The sequence below is a fragment of the Agromyces fucosus genome, from assembly GCF_004134865.1.
In the GTDB taxonomy this organism is placed as follows: Bacteria; Actinomycetota; Actinomycetes; order Actinomycetales; family Microbacteriaceae; genus Agromyces; species Agromyces fucosus.
This window is the reverse complement of sequence record NZ_SDPO01000003.1, coordinates 831,930-856,440: the sequence shown is the minus strand read 5'-3', so window position 1 is coordinate 856,440 and position 24,511 is coordinate 831,930. Positions and strand designations below refer to the sequence as shown.

20 protein-coding genes are annotated in these 24,511 nt (G+C 70.2%); 7 read left to right on the top strand and 13 right to left on the bottom strand.

Annotated elements, in window-relative coordinates:
• Positions 1-75: 75 nt before the first annotated feature.
• Genes pstC through pstB form a run of 3 tightly spaced genes read left to right on the top strand, consistent with a single transcriptional unit; the run spans position 76 to position 2,909 of the window.
• Complete coding sequence (gene pstC / locus ESP57_RS15450) at positions 76-1,014, top strand: phosphate ABC transporter permease subunit PstC (protein ID WP_115961434.1); 939 nt, start codon at positions 76-78, stop codon at positions 1,012-1,014.
• Positions 1,014-2,108, top strand: a complete 1,095-nt coding sequence (gene pstA, locus ESP57_RS15445) for a phosphate ABC transporter permease PstA (protein WP_115961431.1) — start codon at positions 1,014-1,016, stop codon at positions 2,106-2,108. The genes pstC and pstA overlap by 1 nt, the downstream gene beginning before the upstream one ends.
• A gap of 21 nt (positions 2,109-2,129) precedes the next feature.
• Entirely contained in the window at positions 2,130-2,909 is a 780-nt protein-coding gene (pstB, locus tag ESP57_RS15440; protein WP_056010496.1) for a phosphate ABC transporter ATP-binding protein PstB, read from the top strand.
• Between the two features lie 105 nt (positions 2,910-3,014).
• Here pstB and ESP57_RS15435 read toward each other — a convergent pair whose 3' ends face one another.
• From ESP57_RS15435 to ESP57_RS15405, 7 genes are all read right to left on the bottom strand, one after another.
• Entirely contained in the window at positions 3,015-4,853 is a 1,839-nt protein-coding gene (locus tag ESP57_RS15435) for a glycosyl hydrolase family 18 protein (RefSeq protein ID WP_243648549.1), read from the bottom strand.
• Between the two features lie 164 nt (positions 4,854-5,017).
• Positions 5,018-7,567 (bottom strand): glycosyl hydrolase family 18 protein, encoded by a 2,550-nt coding sequence (locus ESP57_RS15430; RefSeq protein WP_207904560.1) that lies wholly within the window; start codon positions 7,565-7,567, stop codon positions 5,018-5,020.
• 106 nt (positions 7,568-7,673) lie between these two features.
• On the bottom strand, positions 7,674-10,169 hold the full coding sequence (locus ESP57_RS15425; RefSeq protein WP_129232147.1) for a helix-turn-helix domain-containing protein: 2,496 nt from the start codon (positions 10,167-10,169) through the stop codon (positions 7,674-7,676).
• Positions 10,170-10,342: 173 nt separating this feature from the next.
• Positions 10,343-11,230: an aminodeoxychorismate lyase gene (locus tag ESP57_RS15420; RefSeq protein WP_056010508.1), complete on the bottom strand. Its 888-nt coding sequence runs from the start codon at positions 11,228-11,230 to the stop codon at positions 10,343-10,345.
• Between the two features lie 233 nt (positions 11,231-11,463).
• Complete coding sequence (locus ESP57_RS15415) at positions 11,464-12,102, bottom strand: hypothetical protein (RefSeq protein ID WP_056010512.1); 639 nt, start codon at positions 12,100-12,102, stop codon at positions 11,464-11,466.
• 11 nt (positions 12,103-12,113) lie between these two features.
• Positions 12,114-12,833 carry a response regulator transcription factor gene (locus tag ESP57_RS15410; RefSeq protein ID WP_129232146.1) on the bottom strand — a complete coding sequence of 240 codons (720 nt, stop codon included), beginning with the start codon at positions 12,831-12,833 and terminating at the stop codon, positions 12,114-12,116.
• Entirely contained in the window at positions 12,830-14,098 is a 1,269-nt protein-coding gene (locus ESP57_RS15405; RefSeq protein ID WP_129232145.1) for a sensor histidine kinase, read from the bottom strand. The genes ESP57_RS15410 and ESP57_RS15405 overlap by 4 nt, the downstream gene beginning before the upstream one ends.
• A gap of 132 nt (positions 14,099-14,230) precedes the next feature.
• Here ESP57_RS15405 and ESP57_RS15400 point away from each other — a divergent pair, with 132 nt between their 5' ends.
• Positions 14,231-15,391: a hypothetical protein gene (locus ESP57_RS15400; protein ID WP_129232144.1), complete on the top strand. Its 1,161-nt coding sequence runs from the start codon at positions 14,231-14,233 to the stop codon at positions 15,389-15,391.
• Positions 15,392-15,544: 153 nt separating this feature from the next.
• The gene (locus ESP57_RS15395) at positions 15,545-16,663 is read left to right on the top strand and encodes a ScyD/ScyE family protein (protein WP_129232143.1); all 1,119 of its coding nucleotides are present in this window, start codon (positions 15,545-15,547) and stop codon (positions 16,661-16,663) included.
• 46 nt (positions 16,664-16,709) lie between these two features.
• On the opposite strand, the gene ESP57_RS15390 is transcribed toward ESP57_RS15395, so the two are convergent.
• The 6 genes from ESP57_RS15390 to ESP57_RS15365 all read right to left on the bottom strand — a co-directional run bounded on the left by ESP57_RS15390 (position 16,710) and on the right by ESP57_RS15365 (position 22,333).
• Positions 16,710-17,015 carry a hypothetical protein gene (locus ESP57_RS15390; RefSeq protein ID WP_129232142.1) on the bottom strand — a complete coding sequence of 102 codons (306 nt, stop codon included), beginning with the start codon at positions 17,013-17,015 and terminating at the stop codon, positions 16,710-16,712.
• Positions 17,016-17,661: 646 nt separating this feature from the next.
• Complete coding sequence (locus ESP57_RS15385) at positions 17,662-17,844, bottom strand: YegP family protein (RefSeq protein ID WP_056010529.1); 183 nt, start codon at positions 17,842-17,844, stop codon at positions 17,662-17,664.
• A gap of 92 nt (positions 17,845-17,936) precedes the next feature.
• The gene (locus tag ESP57_RS15380) at positions 17,937-18,977 is read right to left on the bottom strand and encodes an LLM class F420-dependent oxidoreductase (RefSeq protein WP_129232141.1); all 1,041 of its coding nucleotides are present in this window, start codon (positions 18,975-18,977) and stop codon (positions 17,937-17,939) included.
• Positions 18,978-19,077: 100 nt separating this feature from the next.
• Entirely contained in the window at positions 19,078-19,962 is an 885-nt protein-coding gene (locus ESP57_RS15375; protein ID WP_129232140.1) for an anti-sigma factor, read from the bottom strand.
• The gene (gene sigK / locus ESP57_RS15370) at positions 19,959-20,555 is read right to left on the bottom strand and encodes an ECF RNA polymerase sigma factor SigK (RefSeq protein ID WP_056013066.1); all 597 of its coding nucleotides are present in this window, start codon (positions 20,553-20,555) and stop codon (positions 19,959-19,961) included. The genes ESP57_RS15375 and sigK overlap by 4 nt, the downstream gene beginning before the upstream one ends.
• Positions 20,556-20,620: 65 nt before the next feature.
• Entirely contained in the window at positions 20,621-22,333 is a 1,713-nt protein-coding gene (locus ESP57_RS15365) for a cytochrome c biogenesis protein CcdA (RefSeq protein ID WP_165877491.1), read from the bottom strand.
• 157 nt (positions 22,334-22,490) lie between these two features.
• Here ESP57_RS15365 and ESP57_RS15360 point away from each other — a divergent pair, with 157 nt between their 5' ends.
• Entirely contained in the window at positions 22,491-23,159 is a 669-nt protein-coding gene (locus tag ESP57_RS15360) for a fasciclin domain-containing protein (RefSeq protein WP_129232139.1), read from the top strand.
• A gap of 153 nt (positions 23,160-23,312) precedes the next feature.
• Positions 23,313-24,491, top strand: coding sequence for a MarP family serine protease (locus ESP57_RS15355; RefSeq protein WP_158556771.1), 1,179 nt, complete (start codon positions 23,313-23,315; stop codon positions 24,489-24,491).
• Positions 24,492-24,511 lie beyond the last annotated feature (20 nt).

The window sequence follows — 24,511 nt, the reverse complement described above, 5'->3', positions numbered from 1 at the left end:
CGATCGCTCGCGACGGGGTCGGGCACGATCGCGCGTCTCCAGAACCCGACTCAAGAACTCCGAGGATCGCACCAGATGACGTCCGCACCGGCCCCGATCAAGGCGAAGCTCCGCATCGGCGACCTCGTCTTCTCCCGCTCGGCGGTGTTCGCAGGATCGATGATCCTCGTGACGCTGGCAGCGGTGGCCATCTTCCTCATCGTGCAGAGCATCCCGGCCGTGGTGGCCTCGAGCGAGGATGCCTCCATCCTCAAGACGAACTTCTGGGACTACGTCGGTCCGCTCGTCTTCGGCACGGTCTGGGCCGCGGCCCTCGCCCTCCTCGTCGCCCTGCCGATCTCCATCGGCATCGCGCTCTTCATCTCGCACTACGCGCCCCGCCGCCTCGCCTCCGTGCTCGGCTATGTCGTCGATCTCCTCGCCGCGGTGCCGTCGGTCGTCTTCGGCCTCTGGGGCATCGGCGTCTTCGCACCGGCCCTCGTCGACGCCTACGCCTGGCTGAACGAGAACCTCGGCTGGATCCCCCTCTTCAGCGGCACTCCCTCGGCCACCGGCCGCACGATCCTGACCGCCGCGCTCGTCCTCGCCGTCATGGTGCTGCCGATCATGACCGCCATCTGCCGCGAGGTGTTCCTGCAGACTCCGGTGCTGCACGAGGAGGCGGCCCTGGCACTCGGCGCCACCCGCTGGGAGATGATCCGCACGGCGGTGCTGCCCTTCGGCCGCTCGGGCATCATCTCCGCCTCCGTGCTGGGCCTCGGCCGCGCACTCGGCGAGACGATGGCCGTCGCGATGGTGCTCTCCGCATCACCGGTGATCACGTTCCAGCTCCTGACCTCGGTCAACCCGAACACCATCGCGGCGAACATCGCGCTCAGCTTCCCCGAGGCGTACGGACTGAACGTCAACGTCCTGATCGCCACGGGCCTCATCCTCTTCGTCGTGACCTTCGCGGTCAACGCCTTCGCGCGCTGGATCGTCAGCCGCCGCAAGGAATTCTCGGGAGCCAACTGATGACCATCCAGACCACTCAGGCTCCCGAGACCGGCGTCGCCATCGCCAACTCGCTGACCGCCGGCCGCCTCCCGAAGTCGGCGCCCTGGACGATCCTCGTCGCCGCGATCGCGGTCTCCGCGTCGGTGTTCGCGGTCGTCTCCTTCGGCTCCGGCGTCGGCTACAACTGGGGCGGGGCGCTCTTCATCGGCGCGCTGCTCTACATCCCCGCCATCTGGTTGTTCTCGACGCTCGTCGAGGGCCGTCGACGCGCGATGGACCGCCTCGTCACCGCGCTCGTGACGGGCGCCTTCCTCCTCGCCATGATCCCGCTCGTGTCGCTCGGCATCACGGTCGTGAGCCTCGGTGCCGCGCGCTTCGACGCCGACTTCTTCTCGATGTCGATGCGCAACGTCACGGGCGAGGGCGGCGGCATCGTGCACGCGATCGTCGGCACCCTGCTCATGACCGGCGCGGCCGCCGTCATCTCCATCCCGATCGGCCTCATGACCTCGATCTACCTCGTCGAGTACGGGCGCGGCCGCCTCGCCCGCGGCGTCACGTTCCTCGTCGACGTCATGACCGGCATCCCGTCGATCGTCGCCGGCCTCTTCGCCTACTCGCTGTTCGCGATCTTCCTCGGCCCCGGGACCCGCACCGGCATCGCGGGCGCCGTGGCGCTCTCGCTCCTCATGATCCCCGTGGTCGTGCGCTCGAGCGAGGAGATGCTCCGCCTCGTGCCGAACGAGCTCCGCGAGGCCGCCTTCGCGCTCGGCGTGCCGAAGTGGCTGACGATCGTCAAGGTCGTGCTGCCGACCTCGATCGCCGGCATCACGACGGGCATCATGCTCTCGATCGCCCGCGTCATCGGCGAGACGGCGCCGCTCCTCATCGCCGCGGGCTTCACCGCGAGCGTGAACTACAACCTCTTCGACGGGCGGATGCAGTCCCTGCCCGTGTTCGTCTACACGCAGTACGCGAATCAGGGCAACCCGCCGCAGGCGTACCTCGACCGCGCGTGGGCAGCCGCCCTCACCCTCATCCTCATCGTCATGGTGCTGAACCTCATCGCGAGGCTCGTCGCCCGATTCTTCGCGCCGAAGTTCGGCCGCTGACCCCGCAAGCAAAGGAAACCCGTGTCCAAGCGCATCGAGGTCCGTGACCTCAACGTCTACTACTCGAAGTTCCTCGCCGTCGAGGGCGTGAACCTCGCGATCGAGCCCCGCAGCGTCACCGCCTTCATCGGCCCGTCCGGCTGCGGCAAGTCGACCTTCCTCCGCACGCTGAATCGCATGCACGAGGTCATCCCCGGGGCCCGTGTCGAGGGCGAGGTGCTCATCGACGGCAACAACCTCTACGACCCCGACGTCGACCCGGTGCTCGTGCGCCGTCAGGTCGGCATGGTCTTCCAGCGGCCGAACCCGTTCCCGACGATGTCGATCAAGGAGAACGTGCTCGCGGGCGTGAAGCTCAACAACAAGCGCATCTCCAAGCCCGACGCCGAAGAGCTCGTCGAGAGGTCGTTGCGCGGCGCGAACCTGTGGAACGAGGTCAAGGACCGTCTCGATCGCCCCGGCTCCGGACTCTCGGGCGGTCAGCAGCAGCGACTCTGCATCGCTCGTGCGATCGCCGTCTCCCCCGAGGTCATCCTCATGGACGAGCCGTGCTCGGCGCTGGACCCCATCTCGACACTCGCGATCGAGGACCTCATCGAGGACCTGAAGCAGAAGTACACGATCGTGATCGTGACCCACAACATGCAGCAAGCCTCGCGGGTCAGCGACAAGACCGCGTTCTTCAACATCGCAGGCACTGGCAAGCCGGGCAATCTCATCGAGTACAACGACACCACGACGATCTTCTCGAACCCCTCGGTCCAGGCGACCGAGGACTACGTGTCAGGCCGATTCGGCTGATCCGCGAGTCGCGGAGATGACGGATGCCCCGGAGCGAACTTCGCTCCGGGGCATCCGTGTCGGTGGACTCGTCGTGACCGGCGGGCTAGCCGACCGGAGGACGCGTCAGCATGCTCCCTTCAGCTCCCACGGGCCCCATTGCTCGGCGCCGGGAGTGTTGTTCTGCGTCCACCACTTCGCCTGATACGTCGAACCGCCGTAGCTCACGAGTGCGCCGCCGCTGTACGCCGTGCTCGCCGCCCAAGCCGCTGCGGCGCAGTCCCCGGGATCGGTCGGGTCGGTCGGATCCGTCGGGTCGGTCGGGTCGGTGGGATCAGTGGGATCGCATGCGCCGATGAGCGCCCAGACGGCTGCCGCTCCGGGCGTCTCGCCCTGCGTCCACCACTTGGCGGAGTACTCGGAGCCGTTGTACGACACCTTCTGACCCCCGGTGTACACGCCGGTGACGGCCCACGCCGCCGCGGCGCAGTCCCCGGGATCGGTCGGATCCGTCGGGTCGGTCGGATCGGTCGGATCCGTGGTCCCCACCGGGTCGGTCGCCGGGCCCTGCTTCGAGGCGCGCAGCTTGTCGGCGAGGGTGCCGACGAGCTCGCCGTTGCGGTCGCCGTCGAGCTCCCACCACATGCCGCCGCCGAGCCCGTTGTCGACGATGTACTGCGACTTGCGCGTGGTCGACCGGGTGTTGTCGTAGCTCCACCACTGGTTGCCGTCGTAGCGCCTTGCCGCGCCGAGCGCGGCGTCGTAGTGGTCGGTGCCGAGGGACTTCAGCTTGTCGTAGTCCTCGTTGCCCTTCTCCCAGGTTCCGGGTGCGGCATCCGTCGCGGTGCCCCAGGCGTTCGCCGACGTCGCGCCCTGCCAGCCGCGCCCGTAGGCGGCCAGGCCGATGCCCAGCTGCTTCGGCGAGATGCCGGTCTTCAGGTACTCCTTGACGGCCTTGTCGACGCTGAACCTCTGCGTCGCCGGCCGGGTGTCGGCAGGGTCGTCGAACAGGTTGGCCTGGTGCCCGGTGAGGGTCGGGTTCCACGCTCCGTGCAGGTCGTAGCCCTGGATGTTGCCGAAGTCGAGGTAGCGGAACTTCTCGGGGTCGTTCCAACCGCCGGAGGCGATGTCGGCGGGATTCGCCGGCAGGAACGCGGAGAGCTGGTACGGGTGGCCGTTCTCGGCCGTGAGCGCATCGACCTGCGTGCGGAACTCCTTCAGGAGCGCCGTGAAGTTCGCCTTGTCGTTGACCGTGTCGACGAAGTTGCCTTCGAGGCCGTTCGGCGAACCGGGCCACTCCCAGTCGATGTCGATGCCGTCGAAGACGCCCGCCGCCGCACCTGCGCCGCCGCGCCCGTCGACGACGGGCAGGTTGCCGCGCAGGTACAGGTCGACGCAGCTCTTCACGAACTTCTTGCGCGAGGCATCCGTCGCCGCGGCCTTCGAGAAGTTCTTCGACCACGTCCAGCCGCCGAGCGAGATCATGACCTTGAGGTTCGGGTGCTTCGCCTTCAGCTGCTTGAGCTGGTTGAAGGAGCCCGCGAGCTTCTGGTCCCAGGTGTCGGCCACGCCGGCGACGGAGTTCGCCGCGGTGTAGCCCATGCCGAAGTCGGCCCACGCGTCGCCGGCGCCGTCGGAGCCGTTCGGCCCCGTGCCCTGCGCCTTGTTCGCGATGAAGCACGTGAGGTCCTGGTGGTGGATGTTGCCGAACGCGTAGTTGATGTGGGTGAGGTCGGCTGCCGCGCCCGAGGTCTCGAGCTGCTTGGCCTGGAAGGCGCGTCCGTAGACGCCCCACTGGGCGAAGTAGCCGACGTTGCGATAGCCGTTGACGGCACTCGGCGCCGTCTCGGCGGCGACGGCGGGGGCGGCCGCACCGACCGCGGCGAGACCGGCGACCATCGCGCCGGTGGCGAGGGTGGCCAGCGCTGTGCGCAGGCCCCGTCGCGTGCTTCTCTGTCTCTGCATGGTGTCCTTCGTCGAGGAGGAACGGGCGCGGTCGCGCCCCTCATCGCCAAGCTACGAGCGGATGCCTCGGCGCTGCGTCCGCACGATCCACACATGTTCCGGTGAACGCGACGGAGCCGAGTACGTAGGAGTACGTACTCGGCTCCGTCAGGTCCGCCTGCAGATCAGCAGGCGGTCGCCGTGCCCCAGACATCGGAGGATCCGGGGGTGTTGCCCTGCGTCCACCACTTCGCGGTGTACTCGGCGCCGCCGTACGACACCTGCTGGCCTCCCGTGTACACGGTCGCGGCGCTCCACGCCGCCGCGTCGCACGTGCCCGTGCCTCCGCCGGGGCCGCCGCCCGATCCGCCGGGTGCGACGACCAGCGCGTTCCGCGGCAGGTCGTACAGCGTCGCGAAGGTCTCGGCCCCGATCTGCACGCGGAGGTTCGAGAGCTGGGCCATCGGCATCGACCACGACAGCTTCGTGGACAACGAACCACCGGCCGGGATGCCTCCCGACGGAACCGTGATCGAGTACGTGTGGAAGTCGCCCTTCAGCCCGCCGACGTTGTTGCCGGTGTGCCCGGTGGCGACCTTCGTGATGCCCCAGCCGTTCTGCTCCTTCAGCTCGCCGGTGTCGCTCGTGCCGGTGTCGAAGGTGATCTTCGTCCCGGCGGGGATCGCCGCAGTGGACCTGTTGGTGAAGGTCACCTTCGGGTTGATCGGGTAGTTGTTGTCGCCGAGCGCGAACTCGTCGTACGACACCTGCAGATCGATCGCCTTCGTCGGCGTCGCGGCGGCCGCCTTCGACGGTCCGTACGGCTGGGATGTCGAGAGCGTCTGGTGGATGCGGTTCACGAGCGTCGAGCCCATCGTGTACTGGCCCTTCGCGGAGTCGTACCCGTAGTCGCCCGCGAGTTCCCAGATCATGACGCCACCGAGACCCTTCTGCGCCACGTAGTCGGCCTTGGCCTGGATCGCCTGGTCGCTGTCGCCCGAGAGGAAGGTCTTCGTGGCCGAGTTCCACCACCACTCGGTCTTCGACACCGGGTCGAACCTGTGCGCGTACGTGCCGACCAGCGGGGCCGTCGGTGAGCCGTAGCTCGCCGCGTAGTCGCCGACCGTGCCGTTCTGCAGGTTGAGGACATGCCAGATCGGGTTCGCGCCGGCGGCCATCTGGATACCGAACGCGTCGTTGTCGTGCCACAGGTTGTCGATGCCGCTCGCACCGTTGCCGCACTTGTCGGTGCCGCCGATGGTCGGGCCCGTGCCGAACGCGCACTTGGTCTGGTCCGCCAATGGCGCCTTGCCTCCGAGTCCGTCGGTGCCGCCGGTCACCCCGGTCCATCCGCGGGTGTAGAAGGGCACGCCGATGTTGATGCGACCGGCCTGCATCGCGCCGCGGAAGTAGTGGTAGGCCCAGTCGGTGTTGAGGTAGCCGATGCCCTTGTAGGCGGTGTAGACGCCACCCGCGGTGAGCTCGGCGTCCTTGCCGTCGTCGTAGAGCGGTGCGTTGCCGCCGACGTATTCGTTCCACGCCCCGTGCAGGTCGTACGACATCATGTTGACGTAGTCCAGGTACTGCACGACCTGGTGCACCTCCTGGCCGCGGAGCAACCAGCCCGAGGCGGGCGCGGCGACCGTCAGCAGGTAGTGCTGACCATCGGCGGCACCGGCGCGATCGAGCTTCTCGCGCAGCGTCTTCATGAGCTTGGCGTAGTTCGCCCACAGGGTGGCGCGGCGAGGGTCGGAGACCCCGAAGTCGTCGGGGTTGCCCGCCTTGTTGTTGCTCGTCGCGTACTCGTAGTCGATGTCGACCCCGTCGAAGCCGTACTGGCGGATGAACGCGACCGCCGAGTCCGCGAACACGTCGATCTTCGCCTGCGACTCGGTCATCGTGTAGAAGCCGCCGTTCGCGACGCGGGCGCCGTCGGCACCGAAGTATCCGCCGGTCTCGGCCCAGCCGCCGACCGAGACGAGCGACTTCACGCCCGGGTTGGCCTTCTTGTACTTCTCGAGCAGGTTGAGGTGGCCCCGGTACGGCAGCGCCGGGTCCATCTCGGCGCCGGCGACGCCGGGCCAGGTCAGCTCGGTCGCCGCGTCGTTCGCGTTCTCCGCACCCACGGACACCTTTCCGGCGCCGTCGATGTGCGCGAAGGCGTAGTTGATGTGGCTCATCTTGGTCCACGGGATGTCGCTCGCGAGGTACCGCGGGGTGCCGTCGACGCCCGTGCGCCAGCTGGTGAAGTAGCCGATCACCCGGTGCTCGAGTCCGTTCGGGAGCTTCTCGCGACCGTTCGCGTCGTACACCGTGCAGTACGGCACGTTCACGCCCGGCGTCTGGTAGAGACCGTCGGGTCGGCACTTCTCGTCGGGGTTGGCGGTCCACGGCGTGCCCGGCTCGGGCGTCGGCGTCGGCGTCGGCGTCGGAGTCGGCGTCGGCGTGGGCGTGGGCGTCGGCGTCGGCGTGGTCGTTCCGCAGGCACCGTCGCTCCCCCACGGCCCCCACTGCTCGGTGCCCGGCACGTTGTTCTGCGTCCACCACTTCGCGGTGTAGTTCACGCCCTCGTACGAGATCTTCGCCCCGCCCGAGTACGCCGTCGTGGCACTCCATGCGACGCTGCACGGCTCCGCCGCGTTCGCGATCGCTGGTGGGATGAGGGCTGCCAGGAGCAGGCCGATGCCGGCCGCGGCGGTCACGAGCCGCGCGCGCATTCGATGGGGTGTTCGCATGTCGTTCCCGTCCGATTCGGATGTTTCGGCCCACGCGACTCGCGGGCAGCCCGACGCTAGTGGAGGCAGGACGACGGCGAATCAGCACATCCACGCATACGCAGGACTACGTATGGGTGCCCGACATCCGTCCGTGCATCCGGTGCGCGAGCACCGCCAGCTCGACACGCGAATGCACCGCGAGCTTGGAGAACACCCTCCCGACGTGCACCTCGACCGTGCGGACGGAGACGAACAGCCGTGCGGCCGCGTCGCGGTTGGAGATGCCCTCGACCACGAGCATGGCGACCTCGAGTTCGCGGTCGGTGAGCACCTGGGCCCACGCCGCTCGGCAGTCCGCGAGATCCCACGTCTGCCGCGAGGCCTCATCGGCGGGTGCGGAGGCGGCCTCACGTCGGTATGGTGCCGACGCCGCACGCGGTGCCCCTTCGGCGTTCCCGGCCTCGATCGGCGGCGGGATGCGGCCGACCCCGCGCGCGCCCGCATCCCATTGCTCGGTGGCCTCGGATCCGATGCCCGGCGGTTCGAGCGAGCCGGCCGCGGGCGCGCCGGCCGGGATGCCTCCGCCGTGCGACTCCCGCTCGGCGGCGACCGCCTGCAACCATCCGATCGCACCGCAGTCGCCGAACAGGTGCTCCGCCGCCACGAGGTGCCGCTCTGCCAGGTCGCTCGCGCCGAACGCGGCGCAGGTCCGAGCGAGCATGAGCTCCGTCCGCGCGCGCTCGTACGGCGAGACGATCGCTCGCGCCAGTTCGGCGACGGCCGCGTGGTCGGCGTCGAAGCCGGCACGGTCGATGCACCGCATCCGATGCCGGAGCTCGCTCGCCAGCCGGGCGTCGGGCGTGCGCCGCCCTGCACCATGGGCCGGCTCGGTGCGCCCGACGCCGTGCACGGGGGCATCGCCGGAGCCTCCGAGGTCTTCGGAGGCGGCGTCGAGACCCGGCACGTGCAGGCCGCAACCGAACTCGCGAAGGGACCGCTCGTCAGCGAGCGCGACGAGGGTCTCCGCTTCCGCCCTGCGCCCGTGCAGGTGCGCCGAAACGGCCCGATCGATCAGGTCCTCGCGCCGCACGCCGAGGACCGGCTGCGGCAGCACGGACTCGATCGCGCGCGCCCACGGCCCGATCTCGCCCGTCGAGACGAGTTCGATCCGACGCGCCAGGGCGGCACCGAGTCCGCCGAACGCGAGCGCGATCGGCAGGTCGGATGCCGCCTGCCTCAGGCCGTTCGCCGCGCGTCCCACCTCCCCCGCCCAGAGTTCGAGCAGTGCGATCGCGACCGCTCGCTCGGCGCGCATGAGCGGCGACCGTTCGACCGCGGCGGCGACCCCCTCGGTCGCGCCGACGACGTCCCGGTGCACGGCGAGCCGACGCGCCGCCCCGACGGCGTCTCCGGCCAGTCCGCGCTCGAGGGCGAGGGCGAGCACGCGGACGGCACCGAAGTACGTCGTCTCGGGAATGGGCCCTGACTCGAGTGTCGGGCCGCCCGTTGCGAGCTCGGAATCGCAGCCCGCACTGCCGAACAGCGCGCACCAGTCGCGCATTGCGCGCCACTCGTCGCGCGGGAGGCCCGATCGGTCGAGGAGTTCGCGTGCCTGCGCGAGTCGTTGTACTGCCCGGTGCATCGCGCCCCGCTCCGCGAGCAGGCCGGCGGCGATGAGCAGTGCCCGGGCGAGTGCATGCCGCCCGCCCTCGGTGCAGGACTCGACATGCTCGAGTCGTTCGTCGAGTTCGAGGTCGGGCACGTCGCCGCTCAGCATCGCCACGGCGATGAGGTACTCGCCGAGCACCGCGGTTCGGCAGGGCTCATCTCCCCGGCGAAGCACGTCGCCGAACCAGCGTTCGGCTTCCTCGACGAATCCGGCGTGCAGCGCGGCGCGACCGGCGATGCTCCGGGCCCGGACCGCCTGCTCGCCGCCGGCGTGGCTCGCCGCCTCGCGTGCGACGGTGTGCGCCCATTCCGCTTCACCCGCGGCATCCGCTCGCTCCGCGATGTCCAGCAGCGGCCCGACGAGGTCGCTCGACCCCTCGAGCGTGGCGAGCGATCGGTGCCAGGTCTCGTGCTCGGGGATCCGCATGATCCGATACGCGTCGGCGAGTGCGCCGTGCGCCGCGGTGCGATCGGCCAGCGACGCATGCCCATGAACCCAGACGCGGGTTCGCGGGTCCGCGAAGGCGAAGTGTCCGGCGACGAGCAGCAGGTGCCGGCTCAGGGCACTCTCGACGAGTTCGGCCATCGAGCGGCCCGTGGCCGCGAGCAGCACGTCGATGCGGTCGTCGATGCAGACGGCTGCGATCACGAGGGCCTGTCGTTCCCAGCTGACGAGCCGTTCGCAGTCGGGCCCGATGGCCACGTCGACCGCCGGTACGGTCGGAAGCGGATCGGGGAGCGAGGTGAGCCCCAGCCGCTGCGATGCGCGCAGGGCCGTCGCCACCTCGATGATGGCGCCGGCGTCCCCGGCCAGGCCGAGTCCGAGTCGGGCCGCGACGTGCGGCGCGACGGTGATGCCGTGCTGCGAGAGCAGCTCGACGATCGCATTCGAGCCCTCGAAGACCTCACCGCTGGAGCGGGGGCGGGGGTCGTGACGCGGAGCCTCGCTCATGGGTGCCACCCTCCGCTCGCTCACTTCACTGATCGCGTGCGGTTATGTTAGCAACATTTACAAACGGGCGTCGAGGGCGCTTTCCGCGGCGCGCAATTCCCCGTTCAGGGGACGCGAGACCGCGCCATCCGCCTCGGCACCGAACGGAAAGTGGAGCGCCGGTCTCGCGAGGATCAGTCGCGAGGCGAGAGCAGGTAGTCGTTGAATCCGCGCGTTTCGGCGGCGTCATAGGCGACGGGTGCGCCATCGAGGCTCGTCACCCCGGCGGCGAGCCGCACGCTCGAGACGAGCCAGATCGCATCAGCGGTGGAGAGCTCGGAGATCGGGATGTCGCGGTACTCCGTCGCCCGCCCGGTCGACTCGAGGTGCTCGAAGAGGCTCTGCTGCGTGGTGCCGTGCAGGATCGCGCCCGAGGGCGCCGGCGTCGAGTAGACGTCGCCATGGCGGAGGATGACGCTCGACGTCGGCCCCTCCATGACGTAGCCGTCGGAGGAGACGAAGATGGTGTCGTCTGCGCCGCGGCGGTGGGCCTCGCGAAGCGCCGCCATGTTCGTGGCGTAACTGAGGGTCTTCGCGCCGAGCAGCAACCAGGGCGCGCGTTCCGCCGCGTCGTGCGCGTACCCGCGGTCGAGCGTGACGACCGCCACACCGCGTTCACGCACCCCGCTGAAGTCCGCAGCAGGCACGGCGTGCAGCCAGGCGGTGGGGGCGGGACCGTGCTCGACGCCGCGGCTGAGCACGAGCTTGATCGCGAACTCGCCGCGTTGCGGCAGTCGCGCAACTGCGGTGTCGATCGCAGCCTGCCACTGGTCGAGGTTCGGCTCCGGGAGTTCGCAGATGAGCGCGGAGTTGCGCAGGCGCGCGAGGTGCGGCCCAGCCTCCTGCGCATGCCCGTCGACGACGCCGATCGTCTCGAAGATGCCGTCGCCGCGCTGGGTCGACAGCTCGCCGACCCGCAGTGCGGGCGCGGTCGCGTCGACGTCGCGCAGGGTCCCCGCGACGTCGAGGTCGCGTGCGTCGGCGGGAGCGGGTTCGATGAGGAGCGTGACGGTCTCGGGCATCCTCCGATGCTACGCGGATGCCGCGGGCTCGCGCGGGCATCGAGGCATCCGCTCACCACCTGAGGATGCGGCGCAGGACGCTCCCGGACATGCAAGAGGCCGGCCGCAGAACGCCTCTCGGCGCGAGGCCGCTCGGAGCGGCGAATATTGGAGCCCGGGGTTACTGCGGCCGGCCACGTCAATTCTAAACGACGTCGGGAGGCGGTTCATTCCCGCCCGGCCGCTGACGCACGTCAATCGAGCGCGTCGCGCCGCCAGAGCCGTGCGCAGGAGGTCAGCTCGTCGGCGAGCTCGACGAGCCGATGGGCCCGGATCGTGAGCTTCGCCGGCCGATCGGGGTGCACGGCATCGGACTCGTCCGCATCGTCGGCCAGGCTCACCGAGCCGGTCGCCGCGACGCGCGCGAATGCCGCGGCGCGTTCGAGGGCGACCGCGAAATCTCCCGTGAACAGCCCGTGCAGGATGCGATCGGCGAGTTCGACGACCTCGTCGGGCCCCGCCGGGATGGCGGCTCCGGCGACGACCTGATCGATCGTGTGCGAGACCTCTGAGCCGCGCTGGAACGCGAGGCTCATGCTGCGCGGGTCCTGACGGATGAGCGCGCGGAGCAGGTAGACACGCCACAGCGCCCCCGGCAGGCTCTTCGCCGACGCGCGCGACCACAGCTCGGCGATCGCATCGATGCCGTGCTCGTCGGTGTAGGCGACGAGACGGGCGACGACCTCGGGGTCGGGGTCGGCCTGCACGCGCGCGAGCAGGGCTGCGGCGGTGTCGTGGGCCACCCGGCTGAGGTGCGCCGGATCCTCGGCACCCTTGAAGGCCTCGAACATGCCGGGCGGGAACTTGGTGGGGCGGGAGAATTCGGAAGCCATCGCCGCACACATTACTCGCGTTGGCCGGGAGCCTTCCGGGTTCCCCGTCGATCCCGCGTGCCGGCGATCCCGTGCTCGAACGCCCAGATGACGACGTGCACACGGTCGGCGAGGTCGAGTTTCGAGAGGATCGAGCGGACGTGCGTCTTGACCGTGTTGCCGGTCAGGTAGAGGCGCGCGGCCACCTGTTCGTTCGACGCGCCGGTCACGAGTTGCATGAGCACCTCCCGCTCGCGCGGGGTCAGGTCGGCGAGCAGCTCGGTGGGGTCGGCGGGCGTCGGTGCCAGTGCGACGAACTCGACCAGGCTCGCGGTCGCGCGCGGCGCGAGCACGGCATCACCGCTGTGGACGGCCCTGATCGCCGCGGCGATCTCGTCGCTCGAGGCGTCCTTCGTGAGGAACCCGCTCGCTCCTGCCCGGATCGCGGCGAACACGTACTCGTCGAGGTCGTAGGTCGTGAGGATGAGCGTCCGCGTCGCGGGATGCTCCCCGGCCAGGCGGCGCGTGGTCTCGATGCCGTCGAGGCGGGGCATCCGGATGTCCATGAGCACGACGTCGAGGCGATGCGCCCTGGCCAGTTCGAGGAGCTCGCCACCATCGGCCGCCGCACCGACGAGTTCGAGGTCGGCATGCGCCTCCACCATGACGGCGACGGCGGAACGGATGAGTTCCTGGTCATCGGCGATCGCGACGCGAATGCGAGCGGATGACGCGTGGCCGAGGTCGCTCATGGCACCATCTCCATCGGCGCGGAGGGCAGAGACAGGCGAGTGCGCCAACCTCCTCCGACGATCGGACCGCTCTCGAGGGTGCCGTCGAGCTGCCGTGCCCGCTCGCGCATGCCGCGGATGCCGCGGCCGTCGTGCCGATCGGCCGGGGCTCGACCGCCGCCGCCGTCGTCCTCCACGACCACGTCGACCACGTCGACTCCCCACTCGAGTCGCACGATGCTGCGCGTCGGTGGATCCGTGTGCTTCAGGATGTTCGTGAGCGACTCCTGCACGATGCGGTACACCGTCAGTTCGGTGCCCGGGCTGACCTGACGGGGCGACCCGAGCTCTTCGAACGCTGCTGCGCGTCCGGGTGCCGTAGCGCGTGCGACGAGCTCAGGCAGGTCCGCGAGGCCCGGACTGGGCTCCATCGGAGCGGCACCGTGCTCGGCGTCGCCCGTCGGCGCTGCGAGCACGGCGACGAGCCCGCGCATGTCCGACATCGCGCTGCGACCGGTCGACACGACGTGCTCGATGGAGATGCGGGCCCTCGCGTCGTCGCGGCCGAGCAGCAGGCGCGACGCCTCGGCCTGGGCGACCATCACGGCGAGCGAGTGCGACACGACGTCGTGCAGATCGCGGCCGAGCCGGCGACGCTCATCGGCGGCGGCCTCGCGCTCCCGTTGCAGCCGGAGCTCCGCGCCCTGTTCTCGAGCGAGTTCCCGGGCCGCGCGAGCGCGACGGAGCTCGAGCCGAGAGCGGCCGAGCGCCCATGCTGCCCCGATCGACGCGACGAGGAAGCCCGCGAGCGTGATGATCGCACCGGGTTCGGATGCGATCGCATCGACCGCGTCATGCGCGATCGCCACCGCCGTCATCATCGCCGCGCCGGCGAGCCCCAAGGCGATCGCGGCGACATCGGCCAGCCGCGTGCCGCTCTCCGCCGCCGTGAAGACGAAGACGAGGTAGACGACACTGCTCGGCAGGAGCACCGCGACGGTCGGGCTCCCGGGCAGGCTCGCCGCGGTGAGCGCCAGCATGATGACGGAGGCGACGAAGATCCCACCGATCGGCGAACGCCGACGCAGGGCCGCGGCCGCGTGCAGCAGCACGAAGAGCCCGATGACGACGGTCGTCCAGCCCGGGTTCGACGGCGCGGCACCGAGCACCTCGACGATCGTGAGCGGCAGCAGCGCCGCGGCCGCGGCGAGCGCGGCGACCAGATCCGCGAGCGAGGGGTTCCGCGACGATCGAAGGGTGGCGTCTGGGCCGGACGGTGCATCCATATCGCCGCTCACGCTACCCGGGTCGCTTCGGCGTGCGCCTCACCCGTCGGGGTGAGGCGCACGATCCGTCGCGCTGGCACGCTGACCGTTGCCGCACCGTGCGGCCGAACGCCGATCACGAGGAGATGCACCGTGACCACCGCAGAATCCGCCGCCCGCGCCGTTCCTGGACGGCCCGGCGCGACCCGCCGCCGGACCCCGGGACGAGTCCGACCGCTCGCCTACGCCGCACTCGTCGCCTCGGCGGTCATCACCGGACTCTCGATCGCCTGGCTCGCCGATCCCGCACTCAGCCCGTTCGTGAGCCCCGTGACGCCGAGCCTCGCGACGCTGTTGCTCGACCCGACGGCGGCGGCGCTCCTCGCCCTCGCCGCCGGCGCGGCGGGAGTGGCGCTCGCCGCCCTGCTCGCGCGAGCACGTGCGGCACGTCCACGCTCGGTGGCGGCGGGCGTCGCCGCCGGCGGCGTCGCCATCACGTTCTCCTTCCTGTTCGGCAGCATGTCGAGCATCTCCCTCACCGGGTACCTCTTCGGGGCCGCCGCCGTGATCGCCGGCCTCGTCACCATCGGGGTCACCGTGGTGCGAGCGCCGCGCCTCGGTGCCTCGCTGCTCGCCGGTCTGATCCTCCTGGTCGCGACAGCAGTGCTATGGGCCGGGCTGAACATCGACGGAGTCGTAGCATTCGCAGTGACGGTGGGCGGCGCACTCGTCGCCGGCCTCCCCGGCTTCGCGATCGTCGCACTCGGCCTGATCTCCGCCCTGGTCTGGGCGGCGCTGGCGATCATGACACTCCGCTCCGCGGGCTCGGGCCGCCTGGCGTCGTGGATGGTTCGCCACCGCAAGACGATCACGATCCTCGCTGCCCTTGGCCCGCTCCCCTACGTGGTGGCTCGTGCGAGCTGGGTGACACCCTGGCCCCTCTTCGCACCGAGCACCGTGCACCACGACCCGGCGATGCTCGTCACCGGGCTCGTGATCGGCGCGGGCGCTACCGCCGCAAGTCTCCTCACGCTCGGACTGATCCTCCCGTGGGGTCGGGTCTTCCCCGAGTGGATGCCGCGGATCGGCGGTCGACCGGTGCCGGTCGGGGTCGCAGCGGTCCCCGGCTTCATCGCGGCCGGGATCCTCTGCATCGCCGCGGTGCCGATGCTGCTGACGACCGTCGGCCGGACGGATGCGCCGATCGACGCCCTGCTCGTCAACCTCGTGCTGCCCTTCTGGTTCTGGGGCCCGATGCTCGGGCTCGCGGTCGCGGCGTACGTGGAGTGGCGTGCGCTCGATCGTGAGCCGTAGGAGCCGAGGGGTGCCCCCCTGTTCTGGGTAGAGGCACTCCCTCGACGCCCACGAAAGCGAGGAATACTCTGACACCGACTGGCGCAGACGACGCCACCGGGGAAACGCCGTCCGGCATGCCCTAGAACCACTCCATCCCGAGGAGATCGTTTCATGCACACGCGTATTCCACTCATCGGCGTGGCGATGGCGGCCGCCATCACGCTCGCCGCAGCGACACCCGCGCTCGCCGCCCCGCCCGGTGCCCCCGTGACGATGGCCGACGACCTCGACGCTCCGCTCGGACTCGCCATCGACGGATCGGGCCGGGCGATCGTCTCGCAGAACTTCGCCGGCGTGCTCTCGCTCGTCGACAAGAAGGGCGGCGTCACCGAGCTCGCCGCAGCACCCGGCGAGGAGATCAGTGCTCCCGCGGTGGACGGCGGCACCGTCTACTTCGTGCGCACGAGCTTCGACCACACGAGTGCGTGGCTGACCTCGCTCATCGACGGCGTCGAGACGCCCATCGTCGATCTGGCGGCCTACGAGGCCGCCGAGAACCCCGATGCGGTCAACACCTACGGGTTCAGCGATCTCAGCGCCGAATGCGAGGCCGAGTTCGTGCCGTTCCCGGAGTTCCCGCCGCTCGGGATGCCGAACTACACGGGCATCCTCGACACGCACGCGTACGGCGCGACGGTCGTGAACGGCGAGGTCTACATCGCCGATGCCGGCGCGAACGCGGTCGTGAAGGTCGATGCGGAGGGCGTCGTCTCGACCGTCGCCGTGCTGCCGCCGGCGGCACCGATCACCGTCACTGCTGAGAACGCCAGCGGGACCCCGTGGCCTGCCTGCGTCTACGGTCACGAATACAGCGCCGAGCCCGTGCCCACCGACGTCGAGATGGGCCCCGATGGCCTGCTGTACGTGACGAGCCTGCCTGGAGGTTCCGAGGACCCGACGCTCGGCCCGCGCGGCGTCGTGTACGCGATCGACCCCGGCACCGGTGACCTCGAGGTCGCCGCGACCGGATTCGGTGGCGCGACCGGCATCGCCGTGGCACCGAACGGCACGCTCTACGTCGCCGAACTCTTCGGCGGGCCGATGGGTGCCGGACAGGTCGCGGTCGTCGCCCCCGGTGCGACCTCGGCGACGTCCGTCATCGAGGTCGTGATGCCCTCGGCCGTCTCGATCCGCGCCGAGTCGCTCTACGTGACGACGGAATCGCTGGCGCCGGGCGCCGCGAAGCTCACCGTCGTCCCGCTGAAGGGCGGGGCGCACGCCAAGAAGTGACATCGAACGACGGGTGGGTCGCGCGCACGCGCGGCCCACCCGTCGTTCATTCGTCGCCGGCCGTACGTCGCATGAGCGTCGTACGCCAGTTGTCTCCCAAGCGTTCGTACGTCACCTTGGCGTGGCAGTTCCGACAACGCACGTCGCATTTCGCGATCTCGGCCATGACGCGAGTGACGGAGTAGCCGTTCTGGACCAGCCGCATCACTTCGGCCTGCTTGCCGCTCCCGACGCGATGGTCGAAGTCGAGCACGCGCACGTCTGCCTCGCCGCAATCGACGCACGGATGCGCGAGCAGGTACGCGCCGACAGCCTCGATCGCGAGCCTCCGCTGCTCGGCCCGGCGCGCCATGACGACGCGAACGTGTGCGTCGCGATTCCGTGCGTAGTACTCGCGAGCCTGTGCCCGATTGCACTCTCGGCAGACGTTCTGGACTCCGTCGGGCGACGCGGACTTCACGTTGAACTGGGATCGCGGCAGGCTTCGCCGGCAGATGCAGCATTCCTTCACGTCGGCACGGTAGCCGCACCTCCCGACACGTCCCCGAGGGCCACCGTCGGAATCGGCCTGTTAGGCTGTCTCCGCCCCCATAGCTCAGTTGGTTAGAGCAACGGACTTCAACAAAAAATAGGAGCGCCAGCGTCGAAATACGCTGGATGACCGCCGCTATATGCTGGAACACCCTGAGAGCCCGAGGTACTCGCCCGAGAGGGCAGTGACAATCCGAGGGATTGGGCAATCAGCAGGTAACCGCAAGGGAACCTCAGAGACTACACGCGGCGCACCTGACCGGCTCGGCCGAAGGTGAAGATATAGTCCAGACTGCAAGCCGGTGACGGTGGCTAGGGAAACCTAGTGCAGCAGGTTAATCCGTGGGTCGAGAGTTCGAGCCTCTCTGGGGGCACCAGAATGACGAACCGAGCGTACATCGCTCCAACGAGTCGAACGCACGCCGCAGCGGGCCCGTTCCCGGGCACCGCCTCGGCGGGCGCTCGAACTACTCGGTCTGGTCGACGATGGATGCGTCGGCGGCGTTCGTTCGCACCGACTCGATGCCGTTCTTCGCGGCTGCCTTCGTCGTGTAGGCCTCGGATGCCGCGATCGTCTGACCGTTGCCGGACTTCAGTCGGAACCTGAACTGCCCGCTCGCATCCTCGTAGAGCTCGAACGTTCCCGCCATGGCGGCTCCTCCCCAGGTGTCCCTTGCGCCCGCGTCATCGCGAGCACGATCTCACGGTAGCCCCGTTCCCGGCCCGTGCGCCAGAGGCAGTTTCAGCCGACGATCGCGCGCAGCCCGCCCATGAGCGCGATGCGCTCTGCCGAGGTGCGAGCGAGCGGGGTCACGGCGAGCGTCGTGACACCGGCCTCGGCGAAGGCGGCGACCCGCTCGGCGACATGGCCGGCGGGGCCGATGAGCGAGACCGCGCTGACGAGCTCGTCGGGCACCGCCGCGATCGCCTCGTCTTTTCGGCCCTCGAGGTAGAGGTCTTGGATGTGCGCGGCCTCTGCCTCGAACCCGTAGCTCGAGATCAGCTCGTTGTAGAAGTTCTTGCCGCGGGCACCCATGCCGCCGATGTAGAGCGCGAGCTGTGGCTTGACGAGCGGCAGCACCTGCTCGGGGTGGTCGGTGATCGCGAACGCGGGGCTCGCGAAGATGTCGAGGGGCGCGAGCTCGGGTGCGCGCTTCGCGGTGCCCGCGGCGAGCGCGTCGCCCCAGACGCCGGCTGCACGCTCGGGGTGGAAGAACATCGGCAGCCAGCCGTCGGCGATCTCCGCGGTCTGCTCGACCGACTTCAGCCCGAGGGAGGCGATCGTGATCGGGATGCGCTCCCGCACGGGGTGGTTGATGAGCTTCAGCGGCTTGCCGAGGCCGGTGCCCTCCCCCGCCGGCAGCGGGATCTTGTAGCGGCGCCCCTCGTGCACGACGGGTTCGCGGCGCCAGACCATGCGGCAGATGTCGACGAGCTCGCGCGTGCGGCCGAGCGGAGCGTCGTAGGGCACGCCGTGGAAGCCCTCGATGACCTGCGGACCGGAGGCCCCGATGCCGAGTTCGAACCGGCCGTCCGAGACGAAGTCGAGACCGGCGGCGGTCATCGCCGTGAGCGTGGGCGTGCGCGTGTAGAGCTGCAGGATGCCGGAGGCCAGCGTGATGGTCGAGGTGCGAGCCGCGAGGAAGCCGAGCTGGCTCACGGCGTCGAACGAGTACGCCTCGGGCACCGCGATGAGGTCGACGCCCGCGCGCTCGAGTTCGACGACCTCGTCGGCCACCTCACGGAAGCCGCCCGCGTAATTCAGGAACATGCCGACGCGCATCCGTCACTCCTCATCGTGTGCTGGCCCGGCCGATCGGCCACGGGCACTCAGACCCTAACCGAGGTGCATCGGCACCGGGGCATCCGTTGTGGCAGGTCGACTACGTCGGGATGACGACGATGGGTTCGGTCGTGGGTTGCGCTGAACCGCCGGCGGGTTCGACGGTGACGCCGACCGCGACGCCGGGCGCGAAGTCGCCGTCGAGCACGCGCCACGTCTCGCCGTCGGCCACGTCGAACGTTCCGGCCGACTGCGCACCCGCATCGTCGATGTACCAGAGCTCGTACGTCGACGTGTCGCCCACGTCGGGCAGGCCCTCGACGACGACTCCCGAGCGGCCCTGCTCGGCCGACCAGTAGAGCGTGACGGCGCCGCCGCCCTCGATTTCATGGGTCGACGATTCGACGTCGGGAGCCTCGGCGATCGCCGCCATCTCGCGCTGCGCACCCCAGCCGTTGGGTCCGGCCCACCCGATGCCGATGATGGCACCGGCGATGAGCACGACGGATGCCGCCGCTGCCGCGATGATCGCACCCGGACGCTGGAACCAGCGCCGACGCGCGGCCTGCTCCACCGGGCCGGGCTCGCGGGGCGCCTGCAGCGGCGCAACGGTCGCCGGATCCGGAATCGCAGACGCCGCCGCCGGAACCACGGGCGTCGGCTCCGGAACCGTGGGCGCCGAGGCATCCGGAAGCTGCTGCGGCAGCCCGTCGAGCTGCGCCATGAGGCGGGACTTGAGCGCGGGCGGCGGCTCGACGGGAGCGGCCATGCCGGCGAGCAGGGCTGCCGTCTCGGCGAAGCCGTCGGCGTCGCCGCGGAGATCGGCATCGTCGGCGAGCGCACGCTCGACGGCCGCCCGCTCGTCGGCGTCGACCGCGTCGAGCGCATACGCCGCGACGGCGTCGCGGAGCGCGTCGAGCTCATCGGGCGCGGACTCGCCGCGCGTCTCACCGCGCTCGTCTCGCGGTTCGTTGGTCTCGCTCATGTCGTCACCCCCAATGCGGTTCGCAGTCTGATCATGCCGTCTCGGAGTCGGGTCTTCACGGTGCCGAGCGGCACCTCGAGGCGGTCGGCGATCTCGCTCTGCGTGAGTCCGCCGTAGTACGCCAGCGAAACACACTCGCGTTGCAGTTCGCTGAGATCCCCGAGCGCGCCGACGACCCGTTCGTGCTCCACTCGGATCTCGACCGTCTCGGCGACGGTGTCGACGGGAACGTCGAGGTCGCGCACGCCGATGCGGAGGTCGCGATCGCGCGCGGCCTGGGACGCCCGGATGCGGTCGACGGAACGCCGATGGGCAAGCGTGAACATCCAGGCGAGGGCGCTTCCGCGGGTCGCATCGAATCGCGGCGCGGTCTGCCAGATCTCGAGGTACACGTCCTGCGTCACCTCCTCGGCCTGCGCCGGGTCGACCACGAGTCGGCGCACGAGGCCGAAGATCCTGGCCGACGTCTGGTCGTAGAGCTCGCCGAACGCCTCCCGGTCGCCTGCGCCGACCCGCGTGAGCAGTTGCTCTGCGGTCGAGACGGACGCCGGCGCAGTGAGGTCACTGTCGCGGTCGGCCACGCGCCCCAGCATGCCAGATCTGACGGCGGTCGTCGTGCGGGCCACGTCGGCCCCGCGGTGCTCCGTGATCGCATGGCTCATCCGAACGTGAAGGAGTAGGCGTCGACACCGGGACTCACGGTGACGGTGATGGTTCCGGATGCCGCGGCATCCGTCTTCACGAGCTCGTACGAGCGGGGCACGCCGCTGATCGCGATCGCTCGGCGCTCCTCGCCGTCGTCGACGACGATCGTGCCCTCCCCGCCGAGCACCATCCGCACCTCGCTCGCGGTGTAGTCGAGCCGCACGCGGGCGTCGTCGGCCGAGGGCGAGATCGACTGCGTGTCGAGCGCCCAGGCGCCATCGAGCGCGAAGGAGTCGGCGACGAGGTCGCCCGGGAAGGCGAACTCGATCGTCGCCCGGCGATACGGTTCTGCGCCGCCGAAGTTCTGCCGCTTCGTGGTGCCGAGGAAGGTCTCGGGCGTCGTGGAACCGGCCTCGGGGGTGTCGTCCGCCTGCTCGGTGACCGGGGGCAGGGCGACGGCCGGGTCGGCGTCCTCCAGCAGCTCGCGGATGAGCGCCTCGGTCGCCGCGTAGTTGCCCTCGCCGAACGAGATGTGCCGTACGACGCCCTCGGCGTCGATCAGGTAGTGCGCCGGCCAGTAGCGGTTGCGATAGTTCGTCCACGTCGAGAGCGAGTTGTCGAGGCCGACCGGGTAGTCGATGCCGAAGGCTGAGATGCCCGCCTCGACGTTGCGCGGCTCCTTCTCGAACGCGTACTCGGGCGAGTGGATGCCGACGACCGCGAGGCCGGCATCGCGATACGCCTCGTCCCAGGCGACGACGTGCGGGATGGAGCGCTGGCAGTTGATGCACGAGTACGCCCAGAAGTCGACGAGCACGACCTGGCCGCGCAGTTCGGCGAGATCGACGGGCGCACCGGCCTCCGTGTTGAACCACTGCTGGATCCCCTTGATCGACGGGGCCGTGCCGCACGACTCGAGCTCGGCGGCGCCGTTCGTGCACTCGTCGAGCTTCGCGTTCTCGTCGTTGACGAGACCGCCCAGGTCGAGCGCCCGTGTGACCTCCTCCGAGTCGGCGAGCTCCTGCTGGAACGCGCTCGTGTAGTCGGGCACGAGCCGCTGCAGCAGTTGCGGCAGGTTGAAGACGAGCCCCACGGCGAGCGCGATCATGACGACGCCGCCCGTGATTCGGATGCCCTTCTGGTGCTTGCGGAAGGTCTTCACGCGCTCGGCCACCCGACGGCCGGCGAGCGCGAAGACGAGCAACGGCAGCGCCGCGCCGATCGCGAACGAGACGGTCAGCACGACGGTCTCGACGCCGATCCGCCCGGTGGACCCGGCGACGGTGATGGCCGCGAGCACGGGTCCGGCGCACGGCACGTAGACGGCGCCGAGCGCGAGGCCGAGCGGGAACCCGCCCTGCTCCGTTCCGACGTTCTTCCGCGGGATCCACGAGAAGGGCTTCTCGAGCAGCTCCTCGAAGCGCGGCACGATGAGCCCGACGCCGATGAGCACGAGCACGACGATGCCCGCCCACCGCAGCACGTCCTGCGGCAGGCCGAGCAGCGCGAGCAGGAGCGAGCCGACGAGCGTGAAGACGCTGAAGCTCACCACGAGCCCCGCGATCACCAGGTACGGCCGCCATCGGCCAGCCGCCGGGACATCCGCCGTGCCCCTCGCGCTCTGCGCCCCGCCGGAGAGGAAGATCACGGGCAGCACGGGAAGGATGCACGGCGAGATGCCGGTGATGAGGCCTCCGAGGAGGCCGATGAGGGCGAGGGTGATCACGGGGTCCTGCTTTCTCGGGTCGACGGTGATTCGCAGCGGAGGCCGGATCCGATTGGTCGGAAGGCCCGTGATTCCCGTTCCAATCCGATCCGCGACCCGTGCCGAATCCCTCGCAACGACCCGCTTCCGCGGTCGCCATTCACGAAGGAGTCGACCGATGCGTTCCAAGATCCGCAGCACCCGCACCGCCCTCGCCGCGTTCTCGATCACGGCCGTCGCCGTGCTCGGGCTCGCCGGCTGCAGCATGGGCGGCAGCGCCGCCGAGAACGACGAACCTGCGATGTCGTCGGAGGAGACCACCCCCAGCGAAGAGCCCATGGCGGCAGACCCGGCGGCCGACCTCGTCGGACCCGGTTGCGCCGCCTACGCCGAGGCCGTTCCCGAAGGACCGGGATCCGTGGTCGGCATGTCCACCGACCCGGTGGCCGTTGCAGCCTCGAACAACCCGCTGCTGACGACGCTCGTCGCCGCGGTCTCTGGGCAGTTGAACCCCGACGTCGACCTCGTCGGCACCCTCAACGGCGACGAGTTCACCGTCTTCGCCCCCGTCGACGAGGCGTTCGCCAAGATCGACGCAGCGACGATCGAGTCGCTGAAGACCGACTCGGCGACGCTCTCGAAGATCCTCACCTACCACGTGGTGCCGGGTCAGCTCTCGCCCGATGAGGTCGTCGGCACGCAGACCACCGTCGAGGGCGGCACCGTCGAGGTGACGGGCTCGGGCGACACGCTCATGGTCAACGACGCCGCGGTCGTCTGCGGCGGCGTGCACACCGCGAACGCGACGGTGTACCTCATCGACTCGGTGCTGATGCCGACGATGTAGCCCCCGTGCACGGCCGAACGACCTCGTCGACCCGAACGACGGGGTCGTTCGGCGTGTGCGCTGCGCCGGTCGCGCCCGCCGCAGCCTGCGCGCCTTCAGGACTCTCGAAGACGGATGCCGCAGGCTGGAGTCCCCGGCCGCGAAGGGAGCCCCATGGTCTGGAGCATCCTGCTCGACATCGCCCTCGTGCTCGTCTTCATCGGCGCGATCGTGAACGGCTGGCGCGCCGGGCTCCTGCGCACCGCCGCCGGTCTCGTGGGTCTCGTCGCAGCGGGCATCGCAGCGTACTTCGTCATGCCGTGGATCGCGGGCATCGTGCCGTCGCCCGAATGGCGGGTGCCTGCGGCCATCGCCGCGGCCATCGCGCTGCTCTGCCTCGGCACCTGGCTCGGCGCGGTGGTCGGCCGGCTGCTCAGCCGCGGCGTGCGCGCGGTCAAGCTCGGCGTGCTCGACCGCATCCTCGGCGCCATCGGCAACCTGCTCGTCAGCGCCTTCGTCGTCGCGCTCGTCGCGTCCGGCGTCTCGGCGATGGGCGTGCCCGTGCTCTCCCCGGCGATCGCCGGATCACGAGTGCTCCAGGGCCTCGACGCCGTCACTCCCGCGCCGACGAAGACGCTGCTCGCCGAGATCCGCACCGCCGCGCTCGGCAACGGCCTGCCGTGGCTCGTCGACGTGCTCGGCGGACCGACCGAGGCCCCTGCGCTGCCCACATTCGAGGTCGACGACGTCGAGCTCGCGCGTGCCGCGGCATCCGTCGTGCGCATCACCGGCAGCGCCTTCCAATGCGGCTCGACGCTCTCGGGCAGCGGCTTCGTCGTCGCCCCCGACCGCATCGTGACGAACGCGCACGTCGTCGCCGGAGTGACCGAGCCCATCATCGAGGCGCCCGGCCAGCCCGCCGTGCCCGGTCGCGTCGTGTCCTTCGACCCCGAGCACGACCTGGCGCTCATCGCGGTCGACGGCCTCGCGACCCCGCCCCTCGCCCTCGCGACGCCGGCGCTCGGCCAGGAGGTCGCGATCGCCGGCTACCCCTTCGGCGGTCCGTTCGAGCTGCGCCCCGCGAACATCATGTCGAGCGGCCCGCTCAGCATCCGGACCGACGGCGTCACCTCGACCCGCGACGTCGTGACGCTCGCCGCCGATGTCGATCACGGCAACTCGGGCGGGCCGGTGCTCACCGGCGACGGGGAGGTCGCCGCAGTGGTCTTCGCGAAGTCCGAGTCGGTCGACAACGTGGGCTTCGCGATCCCGACGTCGACGCTCTCGCCGCTCGCTGATGCCGCGGCAGGTCTCGAGGCGACCGTCGACTCGGGGTCGTGCGTCGTCGGCTGAGAGCCGAGCTCGACTACTCC

Coding starts and splice junctions, on each gene's coding strand:
- pstC (WP_115961434.1), top strand. CDS start 76: ATGACGTCCGCACCGGCCCCGATCAAGGCGAAGCTCCGCATCGGCGAC.
- pstA (WP_115961431.1), top strand. CDS start 1,014: ATGACCATCCAGACCACTCAGGCTCCCGAGACCGGCGTCGCCATCGCC.
- ESP57_RS15435 (WP_243648549.1), bottom strand. CDS start 4,853: ATGCAGAGACAGAGAAGCACGCGACGGGGCCTGCGCACAGCGCTGGCC.
- ESP57_RS15430 (WP_207904560.1), bottom strand. CDS start 7,567: ATGCGAACACCCCATCGAATGCGCGCGCGGCTCGTGACCGCCGCGGCC.
- ESP57_RS15425 (WP_129232147.1), bottom strand. CDS start 10,169: ATGAGCGAGGCTCCGCGTCACGACCCCCGCCCCCGCTCCAGCGGTGAG.
- ESP57_RS15420 (WP_056010508.1), bottom strand. CDS start 11,230: ATGCCCGAGACCGTCACGCTCCTCATCGAACCCGCTCCCGCCGACGCA.
- ESP57_RS15415 (WP_056010512.1), bottom strand. CDS start 12,102: ATGGCTTCCGAATTCTCCCGCCCCACCAAGTTCCCGCCCGGCATGTTC.
- ESP57_RS15410 (WP_129232146.1), bottom strand. CDS start 12,833: ATGAGCGACCTCGGCCACGCGTCATCCGCTCGCATTCGCGTCGCGATC.
- ESP57_RS15405 (WP_129232145.1), bottom strand. CDS start 14,098: ATGGATGCACCGTCCGGCCCAGACGCCACCCTTCGATCGTCGCGGAAC.
- ESP57_RS15395 (WP_129232143.1), top strand. CDS start 15,545: ATGCACACGCGTATTCCACTCATCGGCGTGGCGATGGCGGCCGCCATC.
- ESP57_RS15390 (WP_129232142.1), bottom strand. CDS start 17,015: ATGGCGCGCCGGGCCGAGCAGCGGAGGCTCGCGATCGAGGCTGTCGGC.
- ESP57_RS15385 (WP_056010529.1), bottom strand. CDS start 17,844: ATGGCGGGAACGTTCGAGCTCTACGAGGATGCGAGCGGGCAGTTCAGG.
- ESP57_RS15380 (WP_129232141.1), bottom strand. CDS start 18,977: ATGCGCGTCGGCATGTTCCTGAATTACGCGGGCGGCTTCCGTGAGGTG.
- ESP57_RS15375 (WP_129232140.1), bottom strand. CDS start 19,962: ATGAGCGAGACCAACGAACCGCGAGACGAGCGCGGTGAGACGCGCGGC.
- sigK (WP_056013066.1), bottom strand. CDS start 20,555: ATGCTGGGGCGCGTGGCCGACCGCGACAGTGACCTCACTGCGCCGGCG.
- ESP57_RS15360 (WP_129232139.1), top strand. CDS start 22,491: ATGCGTTCCAAGATCCGCAGCACCCGCACCGCCCTCGCCGCGTTCTCG.
- ESP57_RS15355 (WP_158556771.1), top strand. CDS start 23,313: ATGGTCTGGAGCATCCTGCTCGACATCGCCCTCGTGCTCGTCTTCATC.